This is a genomic window from Salinibacterium sp. SWN1162 (assembly GCF_015864675.1).
In the GTDB taxonomy this organism is placed as follows: domain Bacteria; phylum Actinomycetota; class Actinomycetes; order Actinomycetales; family Microbacteriaceae; genus Rhodoglobus.
This window is the reverse complement of the sequence record NZ_JADYWT010000001.1, coordinates 894,838-912,954: the sequence shown is the minus strand read 5'-3', so window position 1 is coordinate 912,954 and position 18,117 is coordinate 894,838. Positions and strand designations below refer to the sequence as shown.

The following is an 18,117-nucleotide window of genomic DNA, read 5'->3' as shown; positions in this document are numbered from 1 at the left end:
TGGCGGCATCCGGCCAGCCAGCACAGGCTCGCCTAAGCAGCAGCGCACTGTCGGCTTGCTATGCCTCGCTAGGCTCGTTGTATGACTCAACGGCGCTGGCAACAGATCATGGACATCCCTCTCACTGTCGCCGCTGTGATTTTCTTGATCGCCTACGCGTGGGAAGTCATCGCGAACCTCGACGGTGTTCCGATGCTGATTGCCGAAGTCATTATCGCCGTCACGTGGGTCGTTTTTGTGGTCGACTACGCCGTGAATCTCGTTCTCGCTGAACACCGCTGGTTCTGGTTCCGCAAGCACATCTTCGATCTCTTTGTTGTCGTGTTGCCCATGCTGCGCCCGCTGCGCCTGCTGCGTTTAGTCACTCTCTTGAACGTTCTGCAGCGTCGCGCCGGAACCGCTGTGCGCGGCGGCGTTCTCACCTATGCCGTCGGCTCGTCGCTGCTACTCGTCTTCGTGGCCGGGCTCGCCATTCTGGATACCGAGCGCAGCATCACGGGCAGCCAGATCACCAATCTGGGCGACGGCATCTGGTGGGCCTTCGTTACGATCACCACGGTCGGCTACGGAGATATCTACCCCGCCACCACGCTCGGCCGCGTGATTGCCGGTGGAGTAATGGTGGCCGGCATTGCCCTGCTCGGTGTTGTGACCGCGACGCTCGCTTCGTGGATCGTGGAACGGGTCGCCGCCCAAGACGAACTCTCGCACGTTGCCACCCGTCGCGAAGTGAAAGATCTCACGGAGCAGGTGTCCGAGCTCAAGCAAGTACTCCTCGAGCACGCGACTCAGATGGCCGCATCGTCGGGAACCCCGGCTCCGACCCTCCCTGCTGACTCGGCTCCCGTCGCAGCCAGCAGCAGCTCTGCCACGGAGCCAGCATCCCTTCCAAAGCGACAACCTCTCACCTAAGCTGTGGGCATGACCTTCGCCCCGCTGGCACCACCTACGATCGACCCGGAGAGTGCTCCGCTCCCCGGTGCGTCGCTGCGGGCGGCGATGCGACGATTCTTCGATCGTTCGTTCCGGATGCGCGGTCGCGCCAGTCGCAGCGAATACTGGTGGTGGATGCTCGTGAACATCGTCGTGATCACCGTGTTGCAGGTCGTGGCACCACTCGCGATCGCGGGGCGGCCCTTAGCGGGTGAACTTTCTTTCGGGCCCTTCGGGTCGTTCGTCTATCCGTCCCTGAGCCTCGCGAGCTGGAGTGGCGAGACGACGGCCAATTCGCCGGTGCTCGTGGCCCTCGCCTTTATCGCAGGAGGCTGGGTACTGCTCACTGCGATCCCCGCCATCGCGATCTGCGTACGCCGCCTGCACGACTCGGACCTCTCGGGTGGGTGGGCATTTCTCGCCCTCTTCCCCTTCGGAGCGATCGTCGTGCTCGGGCTCGCTCTGCGCAGTTCAGACCCTCAGGGCATTCGGTTCGACTAGCGCGGCAACCGAATCTCGACCGTGCCGTCGACGACGCGGCTCTCAAAGCGCGGCTGCGGACTCGTCGCTGGACCGTGGATGACCTCGCCTGTATCGAGCGAGAACGCACTCTGATGCCAGGGGCATTCCACACACGCGCCGCCCGGAGCGGAATCGTCCTCGACGACGTAGCCATCGTGAAGCTCAGCCCCGAGATGGCTGCACGTGTTCGAGAGCACCGAGACCCGCTCACCCCGACGGAAGACCACTACTTCGGTGTCGGCAACGACACGCTTCTCGAGAGCGCCCTCGGGCAAGTCAGTGAGCGGTGCCAGCTGCTGCCAGCCGCTCGGGAAGGTGGCTTCGACATCCGGCGCGTGACTGACGCCCGCGGCCTGCCGATAGGTCAGGTGCCCACCGAGGTAGCCGCCGCCCGAGGCAATCGCAAGCCCGGCATAGCTCAGCACTTTGCCGCTCGTGTGCTTTCCGCGCGAACGCTGCACGAAGGATGCCGCAAAGAAACCCGTGGCCACGATATTGACCGCGGCATGCACGATGCCCACGCGCTGCTGTTTCTCGTCCAGCTGCGACCAGTCCGCAAAGCCCGCGACTGCCGTGCCACTCGCTCCCAGCACTCCCACGCCGACGAGAGCACGCGATGCCTGTTCGGTGCCAGGCACAGCGTCGAGCACGCCGGCCGAAATCCATGCTCCGAGTGGGACATGAACGCCCAACGGATGAACGGGGTGCCCGAGCGGCACTCCGTTCAGCACATCTCGCAACCACCGAGGGCGAAGAACTGTCTCCACGATTCCCCGGGTCTTCTCAACCGCAGGGTCGAGCGAGGTGGCCTCTTCGAGGCGGTCAACGTTTCGCAATACGGGAAGTCGTTTCATCAGTTCCTCGTCCCTCTGTGTGGGTGCTTATCGAAAAAGTTAGACGGTCACGGATTCGGAGGACCCAGTCTTGGGCTCATCCCCCGTCACCTTCGCGGCGACGACACCGACAAGAGTCGCGACCTTGCCCGGGCTCTGCCAGTACTGGGCCGATTCGCCCTTGACGTGAATCAGAACGACCGAGGGGTCGGTCTCGCCGCCCTCAAACCACACGTCGGTGAACGAACCCCACAGCTCCGACTTCTTCGCCTGATCGCGCACGACTTCGGCGGTGCCGGCGAGCGACAGCCACTGCGAGGAGCCCGAGTAGGAGACGTTAACGCGAGGGTGGGCCTGAAGCTGCTGGACGGCATCCGCGGTGTCGGAGGCAAGGAACCAGCAGTCTCCGTCGAAGTCAGCTTCTTGCACTGTCATGGGGTGACTGTGCAGAGAACCGCTCGCGGCGACCGTGGTCAGCATCGCGATGCGAGTGCTCTTCATGATGGAGCGGATGGTGTCGAGCTGGTCTGCTGTTGCGTGGCTGTGAGATGACATTGTGTCTCCAATTCGTCGACGGTTGCGCAGTTGTGCTGCGCTTCGACGCTAGGGAGCGATCCTCAACACTGGCCGAGTGCTAGCCGAACGTTAGATGAGAACCAAGACGCTCACTCAGTGAACGACGTCAACGATGACGAGTGCCTTCCCCCGCAAGCACTGCCGCATACCCTTCGCGGTAGCTCGGATAAGCAAACGAGAAGCCTGTACTTTTCAGGAGCGCATTGCGACAGCGCTTACCGCGGCCCCTGCCATCGGTGACACCGCCTGCACGTTCGAGCGGAATCGGTTGCTCGATACTGCGAGCGAGAAACTCGATAACCTCGCGCTGATCGGCCGGCTCATCATCTACGCCGACATAGATGCTGGCGGGCGAGAGGGCCATCGTCGCAAGGTGCACGATGGCCGCTGCAGCGTCATCCCGATGGATCAGATTGGTGAAGTAAGGGGCGGATGCCACCGTTTCGTCGCCGGCACGGATGCGGTCGATCTGTCGGGTGCGACCCGGCCCGTAGATTCCCGCCAAGCGAAGAACCGTCGAATTGGCGACGCTCTCGAGCAACAACTCTTCAGCTTCCCGCAACACGGTCGCTGTCTCCGTCGACGGCGTCGCCGGAGTCGATTCATCGACCCAAGAGCCATCGCTAACTCCGTAGACGGCAGTCGAGGAGACATAAATAACTCTCGGTGCAGCAGCGCAGTCTCGCTCGATAGCAGCGGCGATGTTCCGCACGCTGTCGACGTAGGTCGCGCGATAGCCCTCGCGCGTGCGCTGATCGGGGCTGACCGCAATTACGACGATGCTGGTATCGGAGGGAAGAACCGGTATCCGCGCAGACAAGTCGACCGCTTGCCCAGCGATTTCGGGTGGCAACTTCTCGATCGAGCGCCGTAGGCCCACTACAGAATGCCCCAGCGCCGCAAAGCGGAGCCCTGCCTCGATACCAAGGTCACCACATCCGGCTATGACGACGGTCACTGTTGTCTCCTCACGATGCACGCGTGGCAGGCTGTCGCGCTCTCGCGGTCCTCACGAGCGAGCACCTGCCATCACCCGCCGCCCCAGCGTAGTGAGCGAGGTGGTGACTTTCCTGCGAGGGCGCACACGCAAAAGGGCCCGAAAGCCGAAGCTTTCGGGCCCTTCGTGGAACGTCGTGGCGCGAGCCAGTCAGTTACCGCGCGAGACGCAGATTATGCGAGGCGCGTGGCGAGGTTCTTGTCGAGCGTGTCGAGGAACTCTTCGGTGGTTTCCCACTTCTGGTCCGGTCCGACGAGCAGTGCGAGGTCCTTGGTCATGTGACCGGCCTCGACGCTCTTGATGACGACATCTTCCAGGGTCGAAGCGAATTCGATGAGTTCCTGGTTGTTGTCGAGCACGCCGCGGTGAGCGAGTCCACGGGTCCACGCGTAGATCGATGCGATCGGGTTCGTGGAGGTGGGCTTGCCCTGCTGGTGCTGGCGGTAGTGACGCGTCACGGTTCCGTGAGCGGCCTCTGCCTCAACAACCTTTCCGTCTGGCGTGGCCAGAACGGAGGTCATGAGGCCGAGCGAGCCGAAGCCCTGAGCTACGGTGTCGGACTGAACGTCGCCGTCGTAGTTCTTGCAGGCCCAGACGTAGCCGCCCTCCCACTTCATGGCCGAAGCGACCATGTCATCGATGAGGCGGTGCTCGTAGGTGAGGCCCGCTGCTTCGAACTTGTCCTTGAACTCGGTCTGGAAGATCTCTTCGAAGATGTCCTTGAAGCGACCGTCGTAGGCCTTGAGGATCGTGTTCTTCGTCGAGAGGTACACGGGGTAGTTGCGCGTGAGGCCGTAGTTGAGGCTGGCACGAGCGAAGTCCACGATCGAGTCGTCGAGGTTGTACTGCACCTGAGCGATTCCATCACCCGGGGAGTCGTAGACCTCAAACTTCATGGGCTCGGAGCCGTCTTCGGGAGCGAACTCCACGGTCAGCTTTCCCTTGCCCTTGAAGCGGAAGTCGGTGGCGCGGTACTGGTCACCGAAGGCGTGACGACCGATGATGATCGGCTTGTTCCAGCCCGGAACCAGACGCGGGATGTTCGAGATAATGATCGGCTCACGGAAGATAACGCCACCAAGGATGTTGCGGATGGTGCCGTTAGGGCTGCGCCACATCTTCTTGAGGCCGAATTCTTCAACGCGGGCTTCGTCGGGGGTAATGGTTGCGCACTTAACGCCAACACCATGCTTCTGGATGGCGTGAGCCGCATCGATGGTGATCTGGTCGTCTGTTGCGTCGCGGCTTTCGATGCCGAGGTCGTAGTACTCGAGGTTAACGTCGATGTACGGGTGGATCAGGGTGTCCTTGATCCGCTGCCAAATGATTCGCGTCATTTCGTCGCCGTCGAGTTCGACGACGGTGCCTTCTACCTTGATCTTGGACAAGCTTTGCTCCTTAGTTAGTGGCCTCCACCAGCTTACTCTTTTTCCTAACTATCTCGACATCGAGATACCTTGGCGCATCTGTCTACTGCGGGTTAGCCTGTATCCATGGGTGAGCTAAGACTTGAAGAATTATCGGCAAGCACCATCGTGGCTGCCAACAACCTCTCGCTTCGACGCGGGCAGGAGCAGTTCGTCACTCCGCCCTCCTACGCGATTGCGGACGCCTACATCGATCCGCTCACGTCGTGGCCCCGTGTTGTGCTCGACGGCGACACCGTCGTGGGCTTTATCCGTGGCAACTTCGATGCCGAAGCGTCGCAAGAAGAATTCCGCAGCTGCATCTGGCGCGTGAACGTCGCCGGCGACGCCCAGGGTGGTGGAATCGGCCGCTTCGCCGTCAAAGCTCTTGCCGAAGAAGCCCGCAGCCGTGGCTTCGACCGCATCACCGCCATTTGGGAAGAGGGCGACGACGGCCCCGAGCAGTTCTTCCTCAAAGTGGGCTTTCAAATCGTCGGCGAAACCCAGTACGGCGAGAAGCTCGGCGAGTACACGCTCTAGAGCGTGACTTCTCCGCTGTACCTCTTGCGCGCCCCCGCTCGCTAACTCGACGCTCACCATGCCCGCCCCCAGCGACGATTTCGTGAGCCGCGTGCTCGAAGTTGTCGGGTCGATTCCGCCCGGGCGTGTGATGACCTACGGCGAGGTCGCTGCCACGATCGGCTCGAGAGCCGCGCGCGCCGTCGGCACCGTGATGGCCCGCTACGGTTCTGAGGTGGCGTGGTGGCGCGTCATCCGTTCGGGCGGGCATCCACCCCTTGCCCACGAAGACCAGGCGCTCAAACGCTACGAGGCCGAATCAACGCCGCTGAAATGGATGCCCGACGGCGGGTATCGCGTCAACCTGAGGCTGGCGCGACACCGGCCCTAAACGAGCGAGTTACGCCACGCAGCGTGCAATTGCGCGAACTTGCCGGAGCCCGAAATGAGTTCCTGCGGCGTACCGTCTTCGATGACGCGGCCGTGTTCCATCACGAGCACGCGGTCAGCGATCGCGACCGTCGAAAGACGGTGCGCGATGATGACAGCGGTGCGATCGGCGAGCAGCGTTTGCAGGCCAGCCTGCACGAGACGCTCACTCGGAATGTCGAGCGACGCGGTTGCCTCATCCAGAATCAGCACGACAGGGTCGGCGATGAACGCGCGAGCGAACGACAGCAGCTGTCGTTGTCCGGCACTCACGCGGCCACCGCGCTTGTTCACGTCGGTGTCGTAGCCGTTGGGCAGTGCCTCAATGAACTCGTGCGCGCCCACCGCTTTGGCTGCATTGATGATCTCTTCGCGAGTGGCATCGGGCTTGCCGAGCGCGATGTTGTCGGCCACGTTTCCCGAGAACAGGTACGCCTCTTGCGTGACCATCACGATCGCGCGCCGCAAATCTTTCGGATGCAGCTTGCGGAGGTCTACGCCGTCGAGCAGTACCGTTCCCTGGCTGGGATCGTAGAACCGCGAGATCAGCTTGGCGAGCGTCGACTTGCCGGCCCCGGTGGTTCCCACCATCGCGACGGTCTGACCGGCCGGCAGCTCAAGATCGAACTTCGGCAGAATCACCTTCTCCGAGTTGTAAGCAAACTCCACACCATCGAACGTCACGGTTCCCTTGGCCTTACGCAGGTCGATCGGAGTCGTGGGGTCGGCCACCGTCGGGCGCTCTTCGAGCACTCCCGAGATCTTTTCGAGGGCCGCCGCAGCGGACTGGTACGAGTTGTAGAACATTGCCATCTCTTGCGCCGGAGCGAAGAACTGGCGGGCATACAGCAGCGCACCCAGCAGGGCGCCGATCGCAAGATCACCGGTGGAGACGCGCAGACCGCCCACGAGCAGAATCATCGCGAGGGCAACGTTTCCGATGAGAACGAGACCCGGGTCGAAGATTCCGAACAGTTGAATGACGCGGGCGTTGGCATCCCGGTAGTTCTCGACGAGCCCACCGAACTCTTCGCGGTTGCGCTCCTCTTTGCGGAACGCCTTCACGGCACGGATGCCGGTCATGGTTTCAACGAACTGCACGATCAGCTTCGCGGAGGCAGTACGCGTCGCGCGGAAGTGCAATTGCGACCGCACTTGGAACCAGCGGGTCAAGAAAGCCAGCGGCACAAGGGCACAGAACAGAATGACTCCGCTGACCCAGTCGAGCGAGAACATGGCGATCGCGATGAACCCCATGTAGAGCGCACCTTGAACGAGCTGGTTGATACCCGAGTCGAGCAGTTCACGAATCGCATCGAGGTCACTCGTTTGGCGCGCGATGATGCGGCCCGAGGTGTAGCTCTCGTGGAATTCGAGGCTCAAGCGCTGAGTGTGCAAGAAGACTCGCTTGCGCAGATCGAACAGAATCGCTTGACTCACGCGGGCACTGAGCACGGTGTACCAGGCGATCATGGAGGCGCCAGCGATGCCCGTGAGGAGATAGGCCCCCACTGTCAGCCCAAGCGGTAGCGCGTTGCCATCAATGAGCGCGGGCAGAGCGTTGTCGATACCGAACGCGATCAGCGCGGGGCCTGCAACCTGAGCTGCAGTGCTCACGACGACAACGATCATCGTGAGAATAACGCGGGCTCGCAGGGGTGCGATCAGCGAGCCGAGCAGTCGCAGCGATCGCTGGCGAATCTGGCGGCTTTCATCTTTGGTGTAGTCGTTACGCTCTTCGCCGGAGGTTCCCATCACGCTCATGAGCTGACCTCCTGTTCTTCCTCTTCGAGACTGGATATGACATACCGGTAGTGGTCGCTGGTTGCCAGCAGATCAGAGTGTTTTCCGACGGCGGTGACCTTGCCGTCTTGGAGAAGAGCAACACGGTCGGCGAGCATCACCGTCGATGGTCGATGAGCGACGATGAGCGCCGTGGTGGAGCTCAACACCTTGCCCAGTGCCGATTGAACCAGGGTTTCGGTGTCGACATCGAGTGCAGACAGCGGGTCGTCGAGCACGAGCACCGCGGGCCTCGCCGCTACGGCGCGAGCGAGTGCGAGACGCTGGCGCTGACCACCGGAGAGGCTCAGACCTTCTTCCCCGACGAGGGTGTCAAGACCGTTGGGCAGTTCGTATACGAAGTCGGCTTGAGCGATGCTGAGCGCTTCGCGCAGTTGTTCTTCGGTTGAATCCGGGCGACCCATCAGCACGTTTTCACGCACACTCGACGAGAACAGGGTGGCATCTTCGAACGCCATGGCGAGGTGCCGCCGCAACTCAAGCAGCGTGAGGTTGCGGATGTCGACACCGTCGATGCTGATCGAACCGCCGGTCACGTCGTACAGCCGTGTGGTGAGGGCGGTGATCGTCGATTTACCCGATCCGGTCAGACCGACAAGAGCCATCGTCTCCCCGGGCTCGATGCTGAGGTCGACACCGTTCACGAGGTCGGGAACGTTCGCGGGCGAATCCGGATAGCGGAAGTGCACATTGGTGAACTTCAGGTGCCCCTTGCTCTCCGTAATCGTTTCGGGGTTGTCAGGATCCGTAATCGGGTTTTCGGAGTCCATCACTTCAAAGAAACGGTCGGCAGCGGTACGCGCATCGAACGTCATCGACAGCAGGAAGCCAATCGACTCAACGGGGAAGCGCAGTACGGTCGCCGTCGCAAAGAACGCGACCAAGTCACCAGCAGAAATATTTCCCTCGACAACAAGCCAGACCCCGCCCAGCAGACCGAGCGCGAACATGACATCGGGAACGAGCAATAGCCACAGCCAGATGCCTGCAATGGCACGAGCCTTCTCGATCTCGGTGCCGCGCAAGCTCTCAGCCTGAGCCGAGAATCCGACGAGCGCATGTTTGCCGCGACCAAAAGCCTTCAGCACACGGATGCCGTGAACTGACTCCTCGACAGCCGTTGCCAAGTCACCGGTCTGGTCTTGACTGCGGCGAGCCACAATCGAGTACTTCTTTTCAAAGACGTAGCCGTACACCCAGAGCGGAATCGAGGTGACGATGAAGATCACGCCGAGGACCCACGAGATATTCACGAGGAAGAGCAGCCCCACGATGATCGTGAGCACGTTGACCACGAGCAGCACCAGACCGAACGACAGCCAGCGACGGATGAGGTTCAAGTCGCTGACGGCACGCGACAACAGCTGGCCGCTCGGCCAACGATCGTGGAAGCTCACCGGCAAGTGCTGAAGAGTCATGTAGAGGGTGTTGCGCATGCGCGCCTCAACGTGGGTGCCCGGCGTGAGTACGAAATACCGCCGCAGTGCGATCATGATCGCTTCGACGATACCGAGCCCGAGAACGATGAAGAAGGCGGGCCAGATCTCGCTGGAGTCCCCCGATTGAAGCGGGCCGTCCACGAGCGAACGCAGCACCTGCGGGATCAGCAGTGCCACGATGCCAGCCGCTAGCGCCGCTGCCATTCCGAGGTAGATATGGGGCATCGCCGGTTTGGCGTAGGGGTATAAACGGCGGATAGCCGCAAAGGTGCCCACGGCTTTAACGCGCGGGGGCTGGACAGACTCGTGAGACAACGTGGTTCCTTGACGAAAAGGGATCACCGCAAGCGATGATCGTGACTACTGCGGGTCGCTACGGCGCGACCGTGAACCGCTGCAGTTCGTCAGCCAGACTCACAGCAGACAGCCTTTTAGAATATGCCTGCTCCGGCCTAACCACAATCGTTATTGCTAAATTTTTTGACAGAGTCTCAACTCAGCGAATTCGAACGGAAAGGCACGTGACGCAGCCCTCCATCTTCTCAAACTCTGACACGTCAACAGTCACGACGCGGTACCCAAGGTTTTCGATGAGCGCCGCAGTCTTGGGCGCCGACGATGCCATGAGAACAGCGTCATCCGACAGCACGACAACCGCCGCGCCTTCTGCCTCGGGCACAGCCAAGAAACGGTCGTAGACGTCCACGTTGTCGACGAGATCGGGGTACCCGATGATCGTGCCGTCGGGAAGGGCTGTCACACCGCTCTTGAGGTGCAACACCTTCTCGATGGGAACAGCGATCACGGTGTAACCGAGCGGAGTAACGATCGAACGGAGTTGGCGGATGCCCTCGGCGTTCGTGCGACCACCACGGCCGACGTACACCGTGGAGCCCACCTTGAGCACGTCGCCACCATCGAGCGTTCCCGGCTGCGTGATCTCATGCAACTCGAGCGTCAAATCTTCGAGGCTGGCCCGAACGGCATCGGTCTCAGCCTGGCGGCTTTCAGCGCCGGGACTCGTGAGCACGGCGACGTCTCCGAACATGACGACGATGTCTTCGATAAAGACAGAGTCGGCCAGTTCATCAGCGGCGGGCACTTCGATGGTCTCAAAACCGTTTGCTTGAAGAGCCGCAACGTAGCCCTCCCACTGGGCGTCCGCGAGTTCGGCATCGACGGGCACGCGATCGAGGTGCGTGAGTTCGCCTTCAGCCATGCGCGACGACGGCGCCCGAACCAGAGCGGTGAGCGTGGTCGGCTGAAACGCCGGAACGGCGAGGGCAACCCACACCCGGCGCCCGACGGTGATCGCAGCGATGATCGTGGCGACGACAAAAATGAGGTTGGTACCGAGCAGCGTGGCCAGAATGAAGGCAACGGCCTCCGGGTTCCATTCAGCGCCGGTGGCGATGATGCCGAGCGCAGTGCCAAAGAACGCGGCAGCGACACCCAGCACGAGGCCGGTCACCGCAGCCGTGTACCAGTAGCGGTTGATCTCCAGGGTTGCCGCCAGGGAATACAGCACAAACAGCACAAGGGCCATCGGCAAGAAGTATTCGCCGATCGCCAGCAGGTTCTCTGCCGCCGCCCCGTTGGCGGTGAAGAACACCAAACCGGTCGCGATGTAGACAGTGCCGGCAACGGCAAGTCCTGAAATAAAAGCTGCGGCGAAGCGCCGTCCCACACTGATCATGCGCACAAACCTATCTGTATCAATCTATGTTTTTGCCTAGAGCGCACACGAGTACTTCACGGCTGCACGTCAGCGACCGTGACACTGCGAAATGCCGCGCTTAGTGAAAGAAGTGGCGCTCTCCGGTGAAGTACATCGTCACGCCAGCTTCAATCGCTGCGGCAATGACCTCTTCATCGCGAATGGAGCCACCAGGCTGAACAACCGCACGCACACCGGCATCGAGCAGCAACTGCAATCCGTCAGCAAAGGGGAAGAAGGCGTCGCTGGCCGCAACCGAACCCTTGGCCCGATCCCCCGCCCGCGAAATCGCGAGTTGGCACGAGTCAACGCGGTTGACCTGCCCCATACCGACACCCACGGATGCTCCGCCGTCAGCCAGCAAAATAGCGTTCGACTTCACCGCGCGAACGGCACGCCACGCAAACTCAAGGTCGGCGAGTGTCGCAGCATCGGCCGCGTCTCCCGCAGCAAGCGTCCACGATGATGCCGGCGAGAAGTGTGCGTCGAGCTCTTGCACGAGCATGCCGCCCGAGATCTGGCGCAGTTCACGGTTGCCGCGGGCGTAGCCCTCGGGCAGTTGCAGCAAGCGCAGGTTCTTCTTGGCCTTCAAAATCTCGAGCGCCTCGGGCTCAAAGCCGGGAGCAACCACAACTTCGGTGAAGATCGGTGCGATAGATTCCGCTGCTGCCTTCGTGATGATTCCATTGGCCGCGATTACTCCGCCGTAAGCCGAGATGGGGTCGCAGGCGTGCGCCAAAACGTGAGCGTCCGCGATGGTGGCCGCGGTGGCGATTCCGCACGGGTTGGCGTGCTTGATGACGGCGACCGCGGGAGTCTCGTGGTCGAAGGCGGCGCGCAGAGCGGCGTCGGCATCCACGTAGTTGTTGTACGACATCTCTTTGCCACCGAGCTGCGTGGCCTGGGCGATTCCGGGCTGGGCGGCGACACCGTACAGGGCGGCTTCTTGGTGGGCGTTCTCGCCATAGCGCAGTACGGCGAGCTGGTCGGCGGCAACCGTGAGGTGCTCGGGAAGCGTAGGGGCGGATGCCGCGGCATCCGCATTCTCACCCAGCAGGGCACCGGTCAGGAACCACTGCGACACGGCGGTGTCATAGGCCGCGGTGTGGGCGAACGCCGCCGAGGCAAGCGCATAACGCTGGGCAAAAGTCGTGCCCTCCCCCGCTGCAGCCGCCATGATCTCGTCGTAGCTGTCAGGGCTCGTGACGATCGCGACGTTGGCGTGGTTCTTGGCGGAGGCACGCACCATGGCGGGGCCACCGATGTCGATCTGCTCCACGATGTCGGTCGGAGCGGCACCCGAAGCGACAGTCTCGACGAAGGGGTAAAGGTTGACGACGACAAGGTCGAACGCTTTGATGCCAAGATCAGCGAGCTGAGCTTCGTGTGATTCGAGGCGGAGATCGGCCAGAATGCCGGCGTGAACGGCAGGGTGGAGCGTTTTGACGCGGCCGTCGAGCGACTCCGGGAAACCTGTAACGCTCGACACCTCGGTCACGTCGTAGCCGGCCTCAGCAATCGTCTTGGCTGTCGACCCGGTCGACACCAGTTCAACTCCCGCATCGGCGAGGGCGCCAGCGAGGTCGAGCAGGCGCGACTTGTCACTCACTGAGATGAGCGCGCGGCGGATCGGAACAACGTTGCGTTCGCGGAAATCGGCAGGATTGTGGCTTGGGCCGCTCATGGGATTCAGAGTTCCTTTAGGTTGATGCGATTGGTGGCAATGTCTTCGATCGTCTGCACAAGCAAGCGCCGTTCTACCGGCTTGATGCGGGCGTGCAGATGTTCTTCGGTATCTCCGGGCTCGATAGCCACGCGCTCTTGCACGATGATCGGACCACTATCGACACCATTGTCGACCTTGATAACACTGGCACCGGTCTGGGTCGCCCCAGCGGCTAGAGCATCACGAACCGCGTGGGCTCCCGGAAACTCGGGAAGGTACGCCGGATGCGTGTTGATGATGTTGGGCGAAAGTGCTTCAACCACTCGCGGCGGCAGCAACTTCATGAAGCCGCTCAGCACCACGAGGTCGGCGTTCCAGAACCGAATCTGCTCGAGCAGTTCGTCGCCCCACGCATCGCGGTTTTCGAAGTTGGACATCGCCACTGAGAAGGTGGGGATGCCGTAATGCTCGGCATGGTCGAGCCCGTCAGCAACGCGGTCAGCGCCGACGGCAATGACACGAGCGGGAAAGTCGGCACTCTCGGCCGCTTCGAGCAGGGCAGCGAGGTTAGACCCGCCCCCGGAAATCAAGACAACGAGTGTGAGCACGCACCCAGCCTAGCGCTCAGCGAACCCGTCGTTATCGCGTTCGGGGCGAGCGGACGCCAAGAGACCAAGCCCCGCGGCGACCGAGAACTCGAGAGCAGCCCACGCTGCGACTACCCAGGGTTCAGGACCGACATCCACCAAACGTCCCGGACCGGCAGACCCCGCGGATGCCCACGCCAGAAGTCCGATAATGGCCGCAGCAACGACGCCGATTCCGATCGCAACGATCGCCAGCTCGCGACGACGAAGCTCGCCGGCGATACGCGGGCCCAGCATGGCGGCCACCAAAAACCCCACCACGATCGGAGCCAACAGGCCCACAAAACCGAAAGCGAGTTCGCCCCCGGGCAATGAGCCCAAGAGGGGAATAGCGGGAACAGGCCCGAGAGTCGTCGCAAGCGGCGACACAGCAGAACCGGTACCGATCGCGAACCCCGGCCCCACAAGCCACGAGGCTGCCCACACGACAATGTTCGGTAGAAGAGCAAGCTGGCCGATCGTGACCGCAACTCCGCCGAGAACCTCGGTGTGAAGTCCTTCATACAGGGTGATGATGTCGGCGAACGACGTGAGGATCGCCGCTGTCGTGACCAGAGACGCGACAGCGAGCAAAGCGGCAGCCGCGATCGCACCGCCGCGCAACGACGTTGCCACAATCGTGCGAACGTGAGCCGGCCATCCACCAATCCAGCGACGGATGACTCCCGAAACAGGATTGCTAGCCGACACGATCTGACTGCCGATGAGCAGTCCAAGCGCGAAGACGAGGGTGGGAAGCACGATTCCCTGCCACAGCGACGGACTCGCCACCGGGTGCAGCGCCGACAGGGTCAGCACGAGCGAGGCTAGACCGAACGTTGCAAGGGAGGAGAGCGTGCCCAGGAGCAGATGCGGGGTCTCCGCGACCCGACGACCAGCACGCACCCCCAACAGGAGCGTAAGGAGCGCGAAGCCTAAGAGGGCCATCGTGATTGTGACGGGAGTGCTCGCGGCAGGAAGGCCAACCGTACTTGCTACGGCCGGATCGAGCACCACGGTGATGTCGGTGCCGTGACCGACCAGCCAAATATCGACTGCCGCACGCCAGAACACTGTCCAGTCGATCGCCAAACCGTAGTGGATGCCCCACAACAGCGTGAGCGGAACCAGCGGAATAGCGATCCCGATAGCAACAACAAGCAGCGCCTCGAAGGCGGCGAAGAGGAGGGTGAGCTGGCGATTCATGTCGTTGCTGAGAGTACCCCGCAGCGCCCCCAAGAGTGCTGGGGGCTTACCGCAGAGCGCAGAACATGTCTCCCCGAAATGGGGAGCCTTGAGTTCTTAGTTCGCGAGTTCCCCAAAACCATCGGCCGTCATGGTTACGAGAGTGTCGATTGCCTGCTGCGCAGCATCACCCGTGGCCGTAAACCGCAGAACGTGATCCTTGGCTGCCCCGAGGGACATAATTCCGATCAGACTCTTCGCCGAGACCGGACCCTTGCCCGCGGTGACGTCGGCGATCGTGAGCGTCGCGTCCACTCCCGCGAGCGCCTGCACGATGAGAGATGCCGGTCGTGCATGTAAGCCATCGGGATTGACGAGGGTGGCGTCCGTCGTGATTTCGGCAGGACCGGCCGTCGTCGCTTCCGGAGCAGCGGGAGCAGCCGGAGCAGCGGCAGCAGAATCCGCAGCAGCAACAGCTTCGGCAGCGTTCGGATTCGATTCCGCCGCCGGCGCAGCACCGCCCTGATCGGCAAGCTGGCTCTGCTTCGGGCCCATGGCGGCCCGAGCTTCGCGGTCGACCTCGTCGAGCGATGCGCCGGCGTTGGCCAGCACAATCGCGGCGATGAGACCTTCCACGAAGGGAGCATCCGTGAGTCGAACTTCGTCGGTCGTCGTCATGAACTCGGTGGCCATGGTGCCGCTCAACACCGCAGAACCGAGGTCCATGAAGACGAGAACGCCTTCGCCGCTGGCAACCTCATCGATTGCCTCAGCAACCTTCACGGCATCCGTACCGATGATGCCGTCGCCGGCGCCGGCTGCAATAGCGATCGGCGGCGGGGTCTCCCCCACCATTTCTAGGGCGAGATCCACCGCGGCCCGCGCGAGCGCCGGGCTGTGGCTCACCACCACAATGCCGATCACGGTCAGCTCGCTACGGTCTCGGCGAGCGCCTGAAGCAACAGCGTGCTCGAGGTAGCACCGGGGTCGAGGTGGCCAGCACTACGTTCTCCGAGGTAGCTCGCACGACCCTTGCGGGCAACGAGAGGCTCGGTCGCATCGCGACCCTTTTCAGCGGCAGCGAACGCTGCGGATGCCGCAGCGGCGATGTCTGCACCGTCAGCGACGGCAGCATCCCACGCATCCAATGCCGGGGCGAGCGCGTCGAACATAGTCTTGTCTCCCGCTTCGGCCTTGCCGCGCGCCACGACGCCTTCGAGACCGGCTCGCAGTGACGCCCCGAGGGCGGCCGCGTCGAGTTCGGTCACGGGGCCAGCGTTGACGCCCATGCGCAAGAACAGCGTGCCGTAGAGCGGGCCGCTCGCGCCGCCGACGGACGTTACCAAAGTCATTCCTACCGACTTCAGTAGTGCGTCCGCGGCGGACGCGGGCTCTGCACCAACCTTCTCGACTACCGCATTCATTCCGCGAACCATGTTGGAGCCGTGGTCAGCGTCGCCGATGGCCGAATCGAGTTCGGTCAAATAGCTCTGTTTCTCGGTAACGAGATCGCGAAACCGCGAGAGCCAGGCGATCAGTTGGTCGAGAGAGATGGTGCTTGTAGACATTGTTCTTAGACTCCCCAGCGGAGCCCGGCGGTGTTCACCGGGGCATCCCATAGTTTCAACATTTCTTCGTCAGCCTTGAGGATGGTGACCGAGCAGCCAGCCATGTCGAGGCTCGTGATGTAGTCGCCGACGAGGGTGCGCGCAACCTCAACTCCGGCGGCTTTCAGCAGCTTCGCGACCTCGTTGTACATGATGTACAGCTCGATCTGCGGGGTGCCACCCATTCCGTTCATCATCACAATGGTCGGTGCACCTGTGAAGTCCATGTCGGCCAGGATCGGGTCGACCAGTTGCTTGGCGATCGAGGCGGCATCCGCCAGCTTCTCGCGGTGGCGACCGGGTTCGCCGTGGATGCCGACGCCGATTTCCATCATGTCGTCGGGCAGGTCGAAGGTCGGTTTGCCGGCGGCGGGAACGGTGCAGCTCGTGAGCGCCATGCCCATGGAACGACCGGAGTCGTTCACCCGGTGAGCCAGTGCGGTGACCGCGGCGAGGTCCTGACCCTCTTCAGCGGCGGCGCCGACGATCTTCTCGAGCAGAACGGTGAGGCCAACCCCACGGCGTCCTGCCGTAAAGAGCGAGTCCTGCACCGCGACGTCGTCATTGACGACGACCGAGGCCACCTTCACGCCGGTTTCCGCTTCGGCCATTTCGGCGGCCATTTCGAAGTTCATGACGTCGCCGGTGTAGTTCTTGACGATGTGCAGCACGCCGGCACCAGAGTCAGCGACCTTGGTGGCTTCCTGCATCTGGTCGGGGGTGGGCGAAGTGAATACTTCACCAGCACACGCGGCGTCGAGCATCCCGAACCCTACGAAGCCACCGTGGAGCGGTTCGTGGCCCGAGCCGCCGCCGGAGATCAGGGCGACCTTGCCAGCACGGGTGGGTTCTGCGCGGTAGATCACGCGGTTGACGTGGTCGACCTTCAGCTCGGGATGCGCGGCGTCGATTCCGGCGAGCGCGTCAGCCAGGACTGATTCGGGGGTGTTGATCAGTTTCTTCATTACTTAGCCTTCTCTTCCGTGAGTGCTTCAGTGAGGGTGGTGTTGTCAGCGGCGGTCTTCGAGATGAAGCCGAACGCGAGAGCGGCGAGCACGCCGGCGAGCAGTTCTGCGGCGAGATAGACCCACAGCTGCTCCCACGCAACTTGGCCGCCCATGATCTGCTGAACGAGCATCGGGCCGGTGGTGCGGGCCGGGTTGATGGACGCGCCGGTGATCGGGCCAACAGGAATGATGGCGGCGAAGACGACGAAACCGATGGCGAGTCCGGCGAAGCCGGGGGCTGCCTTGCGGTGGATCACACCGAAGACGGTGAACACGAGAATGAACGTTCCGATGAATTCGGCGAAGAAGGCCTGGCCAACCGGGATCGTGTCGGGGTTGAAGGAGGCGACTCCCAAGCCGGCGTCAACTGCAGCCTGGCCGAGAACGCCGACAATCGCGAAAGCACCGGCGGTAGCACCAAGCAACTGAGCGATGAGGTAGCCGGGAACTTCACGCCACGCGAACTTGCCGGCGACGGCGAGACCAATCGTGACAGCCGGGTTGATGTGGTTACCGGAGATATAACCGAACACGTACACCGTCACGACAACGATGAGTCCGAAGGCGAACGAAATGATTCCGAGGCTCGCCATCGTGAAGGGCTCGTCACCGTTCAGGATGAACGTCGCGGGCACGGAGCCAACACCGACGAAGACTAGAAAAGCGGTTCCAAGAAACTCTGCAGCCAACTTTTGCCACTGCTTGTTCTCATCCATTAGTTCTCCTTTGAACTTGAAATGCACGTGCGACCGGGTGTCGCCGCGTTCCAAAATATCGGAACGTTATTCGATAATGTCGAATATGCTACGTTCAGTTACATCTTGTCAAGCCCGCACGGTTCGAAAGTAGACC

At 62.2% G+C, this 18,117-nt stretch carries 18 protein-coding genes; 4 read left to right on the top strand and 14 right to left on the bottom strand.

The features are described from left to right. The first annotated feature begins 81 nt into the window (after window positions 1–81). Both I6E58_RS04285 and I6E58_RS04280 read left to right on the top strand, forming a co-directional pair. On the top strand, window positions 82–912 hold the full coding sequence (locus tag I6E58_RS04285; RefSeq protein WP_197130744.1) for a potassium channel family protein: 831 nt from the start codon (window positions 82–84) through the stop codon (window positions 910–912). Window positions 913–921: 9 nt separating this feature from the next. Beyond that, the gene (locus I6E58_RS04280) at window positions 922–1,434 is read left to right on the top strand and encodes a DUF805 domain-containing protein (protein WP_197130741.1); all 513 of its coding nucleotides are present in this window, start codon (window positions 922–924) and stop codon (window positions 1,432–1,434) included. Here I6E58_RS04280 and I6E58_RS04275 read toward each other — a convergent pair. The 4 genes from I6E58_RS04275 to I6E58_RS04260 form a co-directional block, all read right to left on the bottom strand. Continuing rightward, entirely contained in the window at window positions 1,431–2,309 is an 879-nt protein-coding gene (locus I6E58_RS04275) for a Rieske 2Fe-2S domain-containing protein (RefSeq protein WP_197130736.1), read from the bottom strand. The two genes, I6E58_RS04280 and I6E58_RS04275, sit on opposite strands and share 4 nt — an antisense overlap. A gap of 39 nt (window positions 2,310–2,348) precedes the next feature. Then, window positions 2,349–2,843, bottom strand: a complete 495-nt coding sequence (locus tag I6E58_RS04270) for a pyridoxamine 5'-phosphate oxidase family protein (protein WP_197130733.1) — start codon at window positions 2,841–2,843, stop codon at window positions 2,349–2,351. A 127-nt stretch (window positions 2,844–2,970) separates the two neighbouring features. Then, complete coding sequence (locus I6E58_RS04265; RefSeq protein WP_197130730.1) at window positions 2,971–3,822, bottom strand: NAD-dependent epimerase/dehydratase family protein; 852 nt, start codon at window positions 3,820–3,822, stop codon at window positions 2,971–2,973. Between the two features lie 212 nt (window positions 3,823–4,034). Further along, the gene (locus I6E58_RS04260) at window positions 4,035–5,249 is read right to left on the bottom strand and encodes an NADP-dependent isocitrate dehydrogenase (RefSeq protein ID WP_197130727.1); all 1,215 of its coding nucleotides are present in this window, start codon (window positions 5,247–5,249) and stop codon (window positions 4,035–4,037) included. Window positions 5,250–5,354: 105 nt separating this feature from the next. Between I6E58_RS04260 and I6E58_RS04255 the strand changes: the two genes are divergently transcribed. After that, window positions 5,355–5,807: a GNAT family N-acetyltransferase gene (locus tag I6E58_RS04255; protein ID WP_197130724.1), complete on the top strand. Its 453-nt coding sequence runs from the start codon at window positions 5,355–5,357 to the stop codon at window positions 5,805–5,807. A gap of 58 nt (window positions 5,808–5,865) precedes the next feature. Continuing rightward, window positions 5,866–6,177: an MGMT family protein gene (locus tag I6E58_RS04250; RefSeq protein WP_197130722.1), complete on the top strand. Its 312-nt coding sequence runs from the start codon at window positions 5,866–5,868 to the stop codon at window positions 6,175–6,177. On the opposite strand, the gene I6E58_RS04245 is transcribed toward I6E58_RS04250, so the two are convergent. The 10 genes from I6E58_RS04245 to I6E58_RS04200 all read right to left on the bottom strand — a co-directional run bounded on the left by I6E58_RS04245 (window position 6,174) and on the right by I6E58_RS04200 (window position 17,981). After that, window positions 6,174–7,979 carry an ABC transporter ATP-binding protein gene (locus I6E58_RS04245; RefSeq protein WP_197130720.1) on the bottom strand — a complete coding sequence of 602 codons (1,806 nt, stop codon included), beginning with the start codon at window positions 7,977–7,979 and terminating at the stop codon, window positions 6,174–6,176. The two genes, I6E58_RS04250 and I6E58_RS04245, sit on opposite strands and share 4 nt — an antisense overlap. Next, window positions 7,976–9,733 (bottom strand): ABC transporter ATP-binding protein, encoded by a 1,758-nt coding sequence (locus I6E58_RS04240; RefSeq protein WP_374189189.1) that lies wholly within the window; start codon window positions 9,731–9,733, stop codon window positions 7,976–7,978. Before I6E58_RS04240 ends, I6E58_RS04245 begins: the two co-directional genes overlap by 4 nt. 220 nt (window positions 9,734–9,953) lie before the next feature. Continuing rightward, window positions 9,954–11,153, bottom strand: coding sequence for a dimethylargininase (gene ddaH, locus I6E58_RS14405; protein WP_304610990.1), 1,200 nt, complete (start codon window positions 11,151–11,153; stop codon window positions 9,954–9,956). Window positions 11,154–11,253: 100 nt separating this feature from the next. Continuing rightward, complete coding sequence (gene purH, locus I6E58_RS04230) at window positions 11,254–12,858, bottom strand: bifunctional phosphoribosylaminoimidazolecarboxamide formyltransferase/IMP cyclohydrolase (RefSeq protein ID WP_197130716.1); 1,605 nt, start codon at window positions 12,856–12,858, stop codon at window positions 11,254–11,256. A gap of 5 nt (window positions 12,859–12,863) precedes the next feature. After that, complete coding sequence (purN, locus tag I6E58_RS04225) at window positions 12,864–13,448, bottom strand: phosphoribosylglycinamide formyltransferase (RefSeq protein WP_197130713.1); 585 nt, start codon at window positions 13,446–13,448, stop codon at window positions 12,864–12,866. 9 nt (window positions 13,449–13,457) lie between these two features. Then, window positions 13,458–14,672 carry a DUF6350 family protein gene (locus I6E58_RS04220; RefSeq protein ID WP_197130710.1) on the bottom strand — a complete coding sequence of 405 codons (1,215 nt, stop codon included), beginning with the start codon at window positions 14,670–14,672 and terminating at the stop codon, window positions 13,458–13,460. Between the two features lie 96 nt (window positions 14,673–14,768). Beyond that, a complete protein-coding gene (gene dhaM / locus I6E58_RS04215; protein ID WP_197130707.1) occupies window positions 14,769–15,575 on the bottom strand; it encodes a dihydroxyacetone kinase phosphoryl donor subunit DhaM in 807 nt (268 codons plus the stop codon). Window positions 15,576–15,577: 2 nt separating this feature from the next. Then, window positions 15,578–16,219, bottom strand: a complete 642-nt coding sequence (gene dhaL, locus I6E58_RS04210) for a dihydroxyacetone kinase subunit DhaL (protein WP_197130704.1) — start codon at window positions 16,217–16,219, stop codon at window positions 15,578–15,580. Window positions 16,220–16,224: 5 nt separating this feature from the next. After that, window positions 16,225–17,223, bottom strand: coding sequence for a dihydroxyacetone kinase subunit DhaK (gene dhaK / locus I6E58_RS04205; RefSeq protein WP_129072136.1), 999 nt, complete (start codon window positions 17,221–17,223; stop codon window positions 16,225–16,227). Beyond that, a complete protein-coding gene (locus I6E58_RS04200) occupies window positions 17,223–17,981 on the bottom strand; it encodes an MIP/aquaporin family protein (protein ID WP_129072137.1) in 759 nt (252 codons plus the stop codon). Before I6E58_RS04200 ends, dhaK begins: the two co-directional genes overlap by 1 nt. Window positions 17,982–18,117 lie beyond the last annotated feature (136 nt).

Coding starts and splice junctions, on each gene's coding strand:
- I6E58_RS04255 (WP_197130724.1), top strand. CDS start 5,355: ATGGGTGAGCTAAGACTTGAAGAATTATCGGCAAGCACCATCGTGGCT.
- I6E58_RS04270 (WP_197130733.1), bottom strand. CDS start 2,843: ATGTCATCTCACAGCCACGCAACAGCAGACCAGCTCGACACCATCCGC.
- I6E58_RS04200 (WP_129072137.1), bottom strand. CDS start 17,981: ATGGATGAGAACAAGCAGTGGCAAAAGTTGGCTGCAGAGTTTCTTGGA.
- dhaK (WP_129072136.1), bottom strand. CDS start 17,223: ATGAAGAAACTGATCAACACCCCCGAATCAGTCCTGGCTGACGCGCTC.
- I6E58_RS04250 (WP_197130722.1), top strand. CDS start 5,866: ATGCCCGCCCCCAGCGACGATTTCGTGAGCCGCGTGCTCGAAGTTGTC.
- I6E58_RS04220 (WP_197130710.1), bottom strand. CDS start 14,672: ATGAATCGCCAGCTCACCCTCCTCTTCGCCGCCTTCGAGGCGCTGCTT.
- I6E58_RS04280 (WP_197130741.1), top strand. CDS start 922: ATGACCTTCGCCCCGCTGGCACCACCTACGATCGACCCGGAGAGTGCT.
- ddaH (WP_304610990.1), bottom strand. CDS start 11,153: ATGATCAGTGTGGGACGGCGCTTCGCCGCAGCTTTTATTTCAGGACTT.
- I6E58_RS04285 (WP_197130744.1), top strand. CDS start 82: ATGACTCAACGGCGCTGGCAACAGATCATGGACATCCCTCTCACTGTC.
- I6E58_RS04275 (WP_197130736.1), bottom strand. CDS start 2,309: ATGAAACGACTTCCCGTATTGCGAAACGTTGACCGCCTCGAAGAGGCC.
- dhaL (WP_197130704.1), bottom strand. CDS start 16,219: ATGTCTACAAGCACCATCTCTCTCGACCAACTGATCGCCTGGCTCTCG.
- I6E58_RS04245 (WP_197130720.1), bottom strand. CDS start 7,979: ATGAGCGTGATGGGAACCTCCGGCGAAGAGCGTAACGACTACACCAAA.
- purH (WP_197130716.1), bottom strand. CDS start 12,858: ATGAGCGGCCCAAGCCACAATCCTGCCGATTTCCGCGAACGCAACGTT.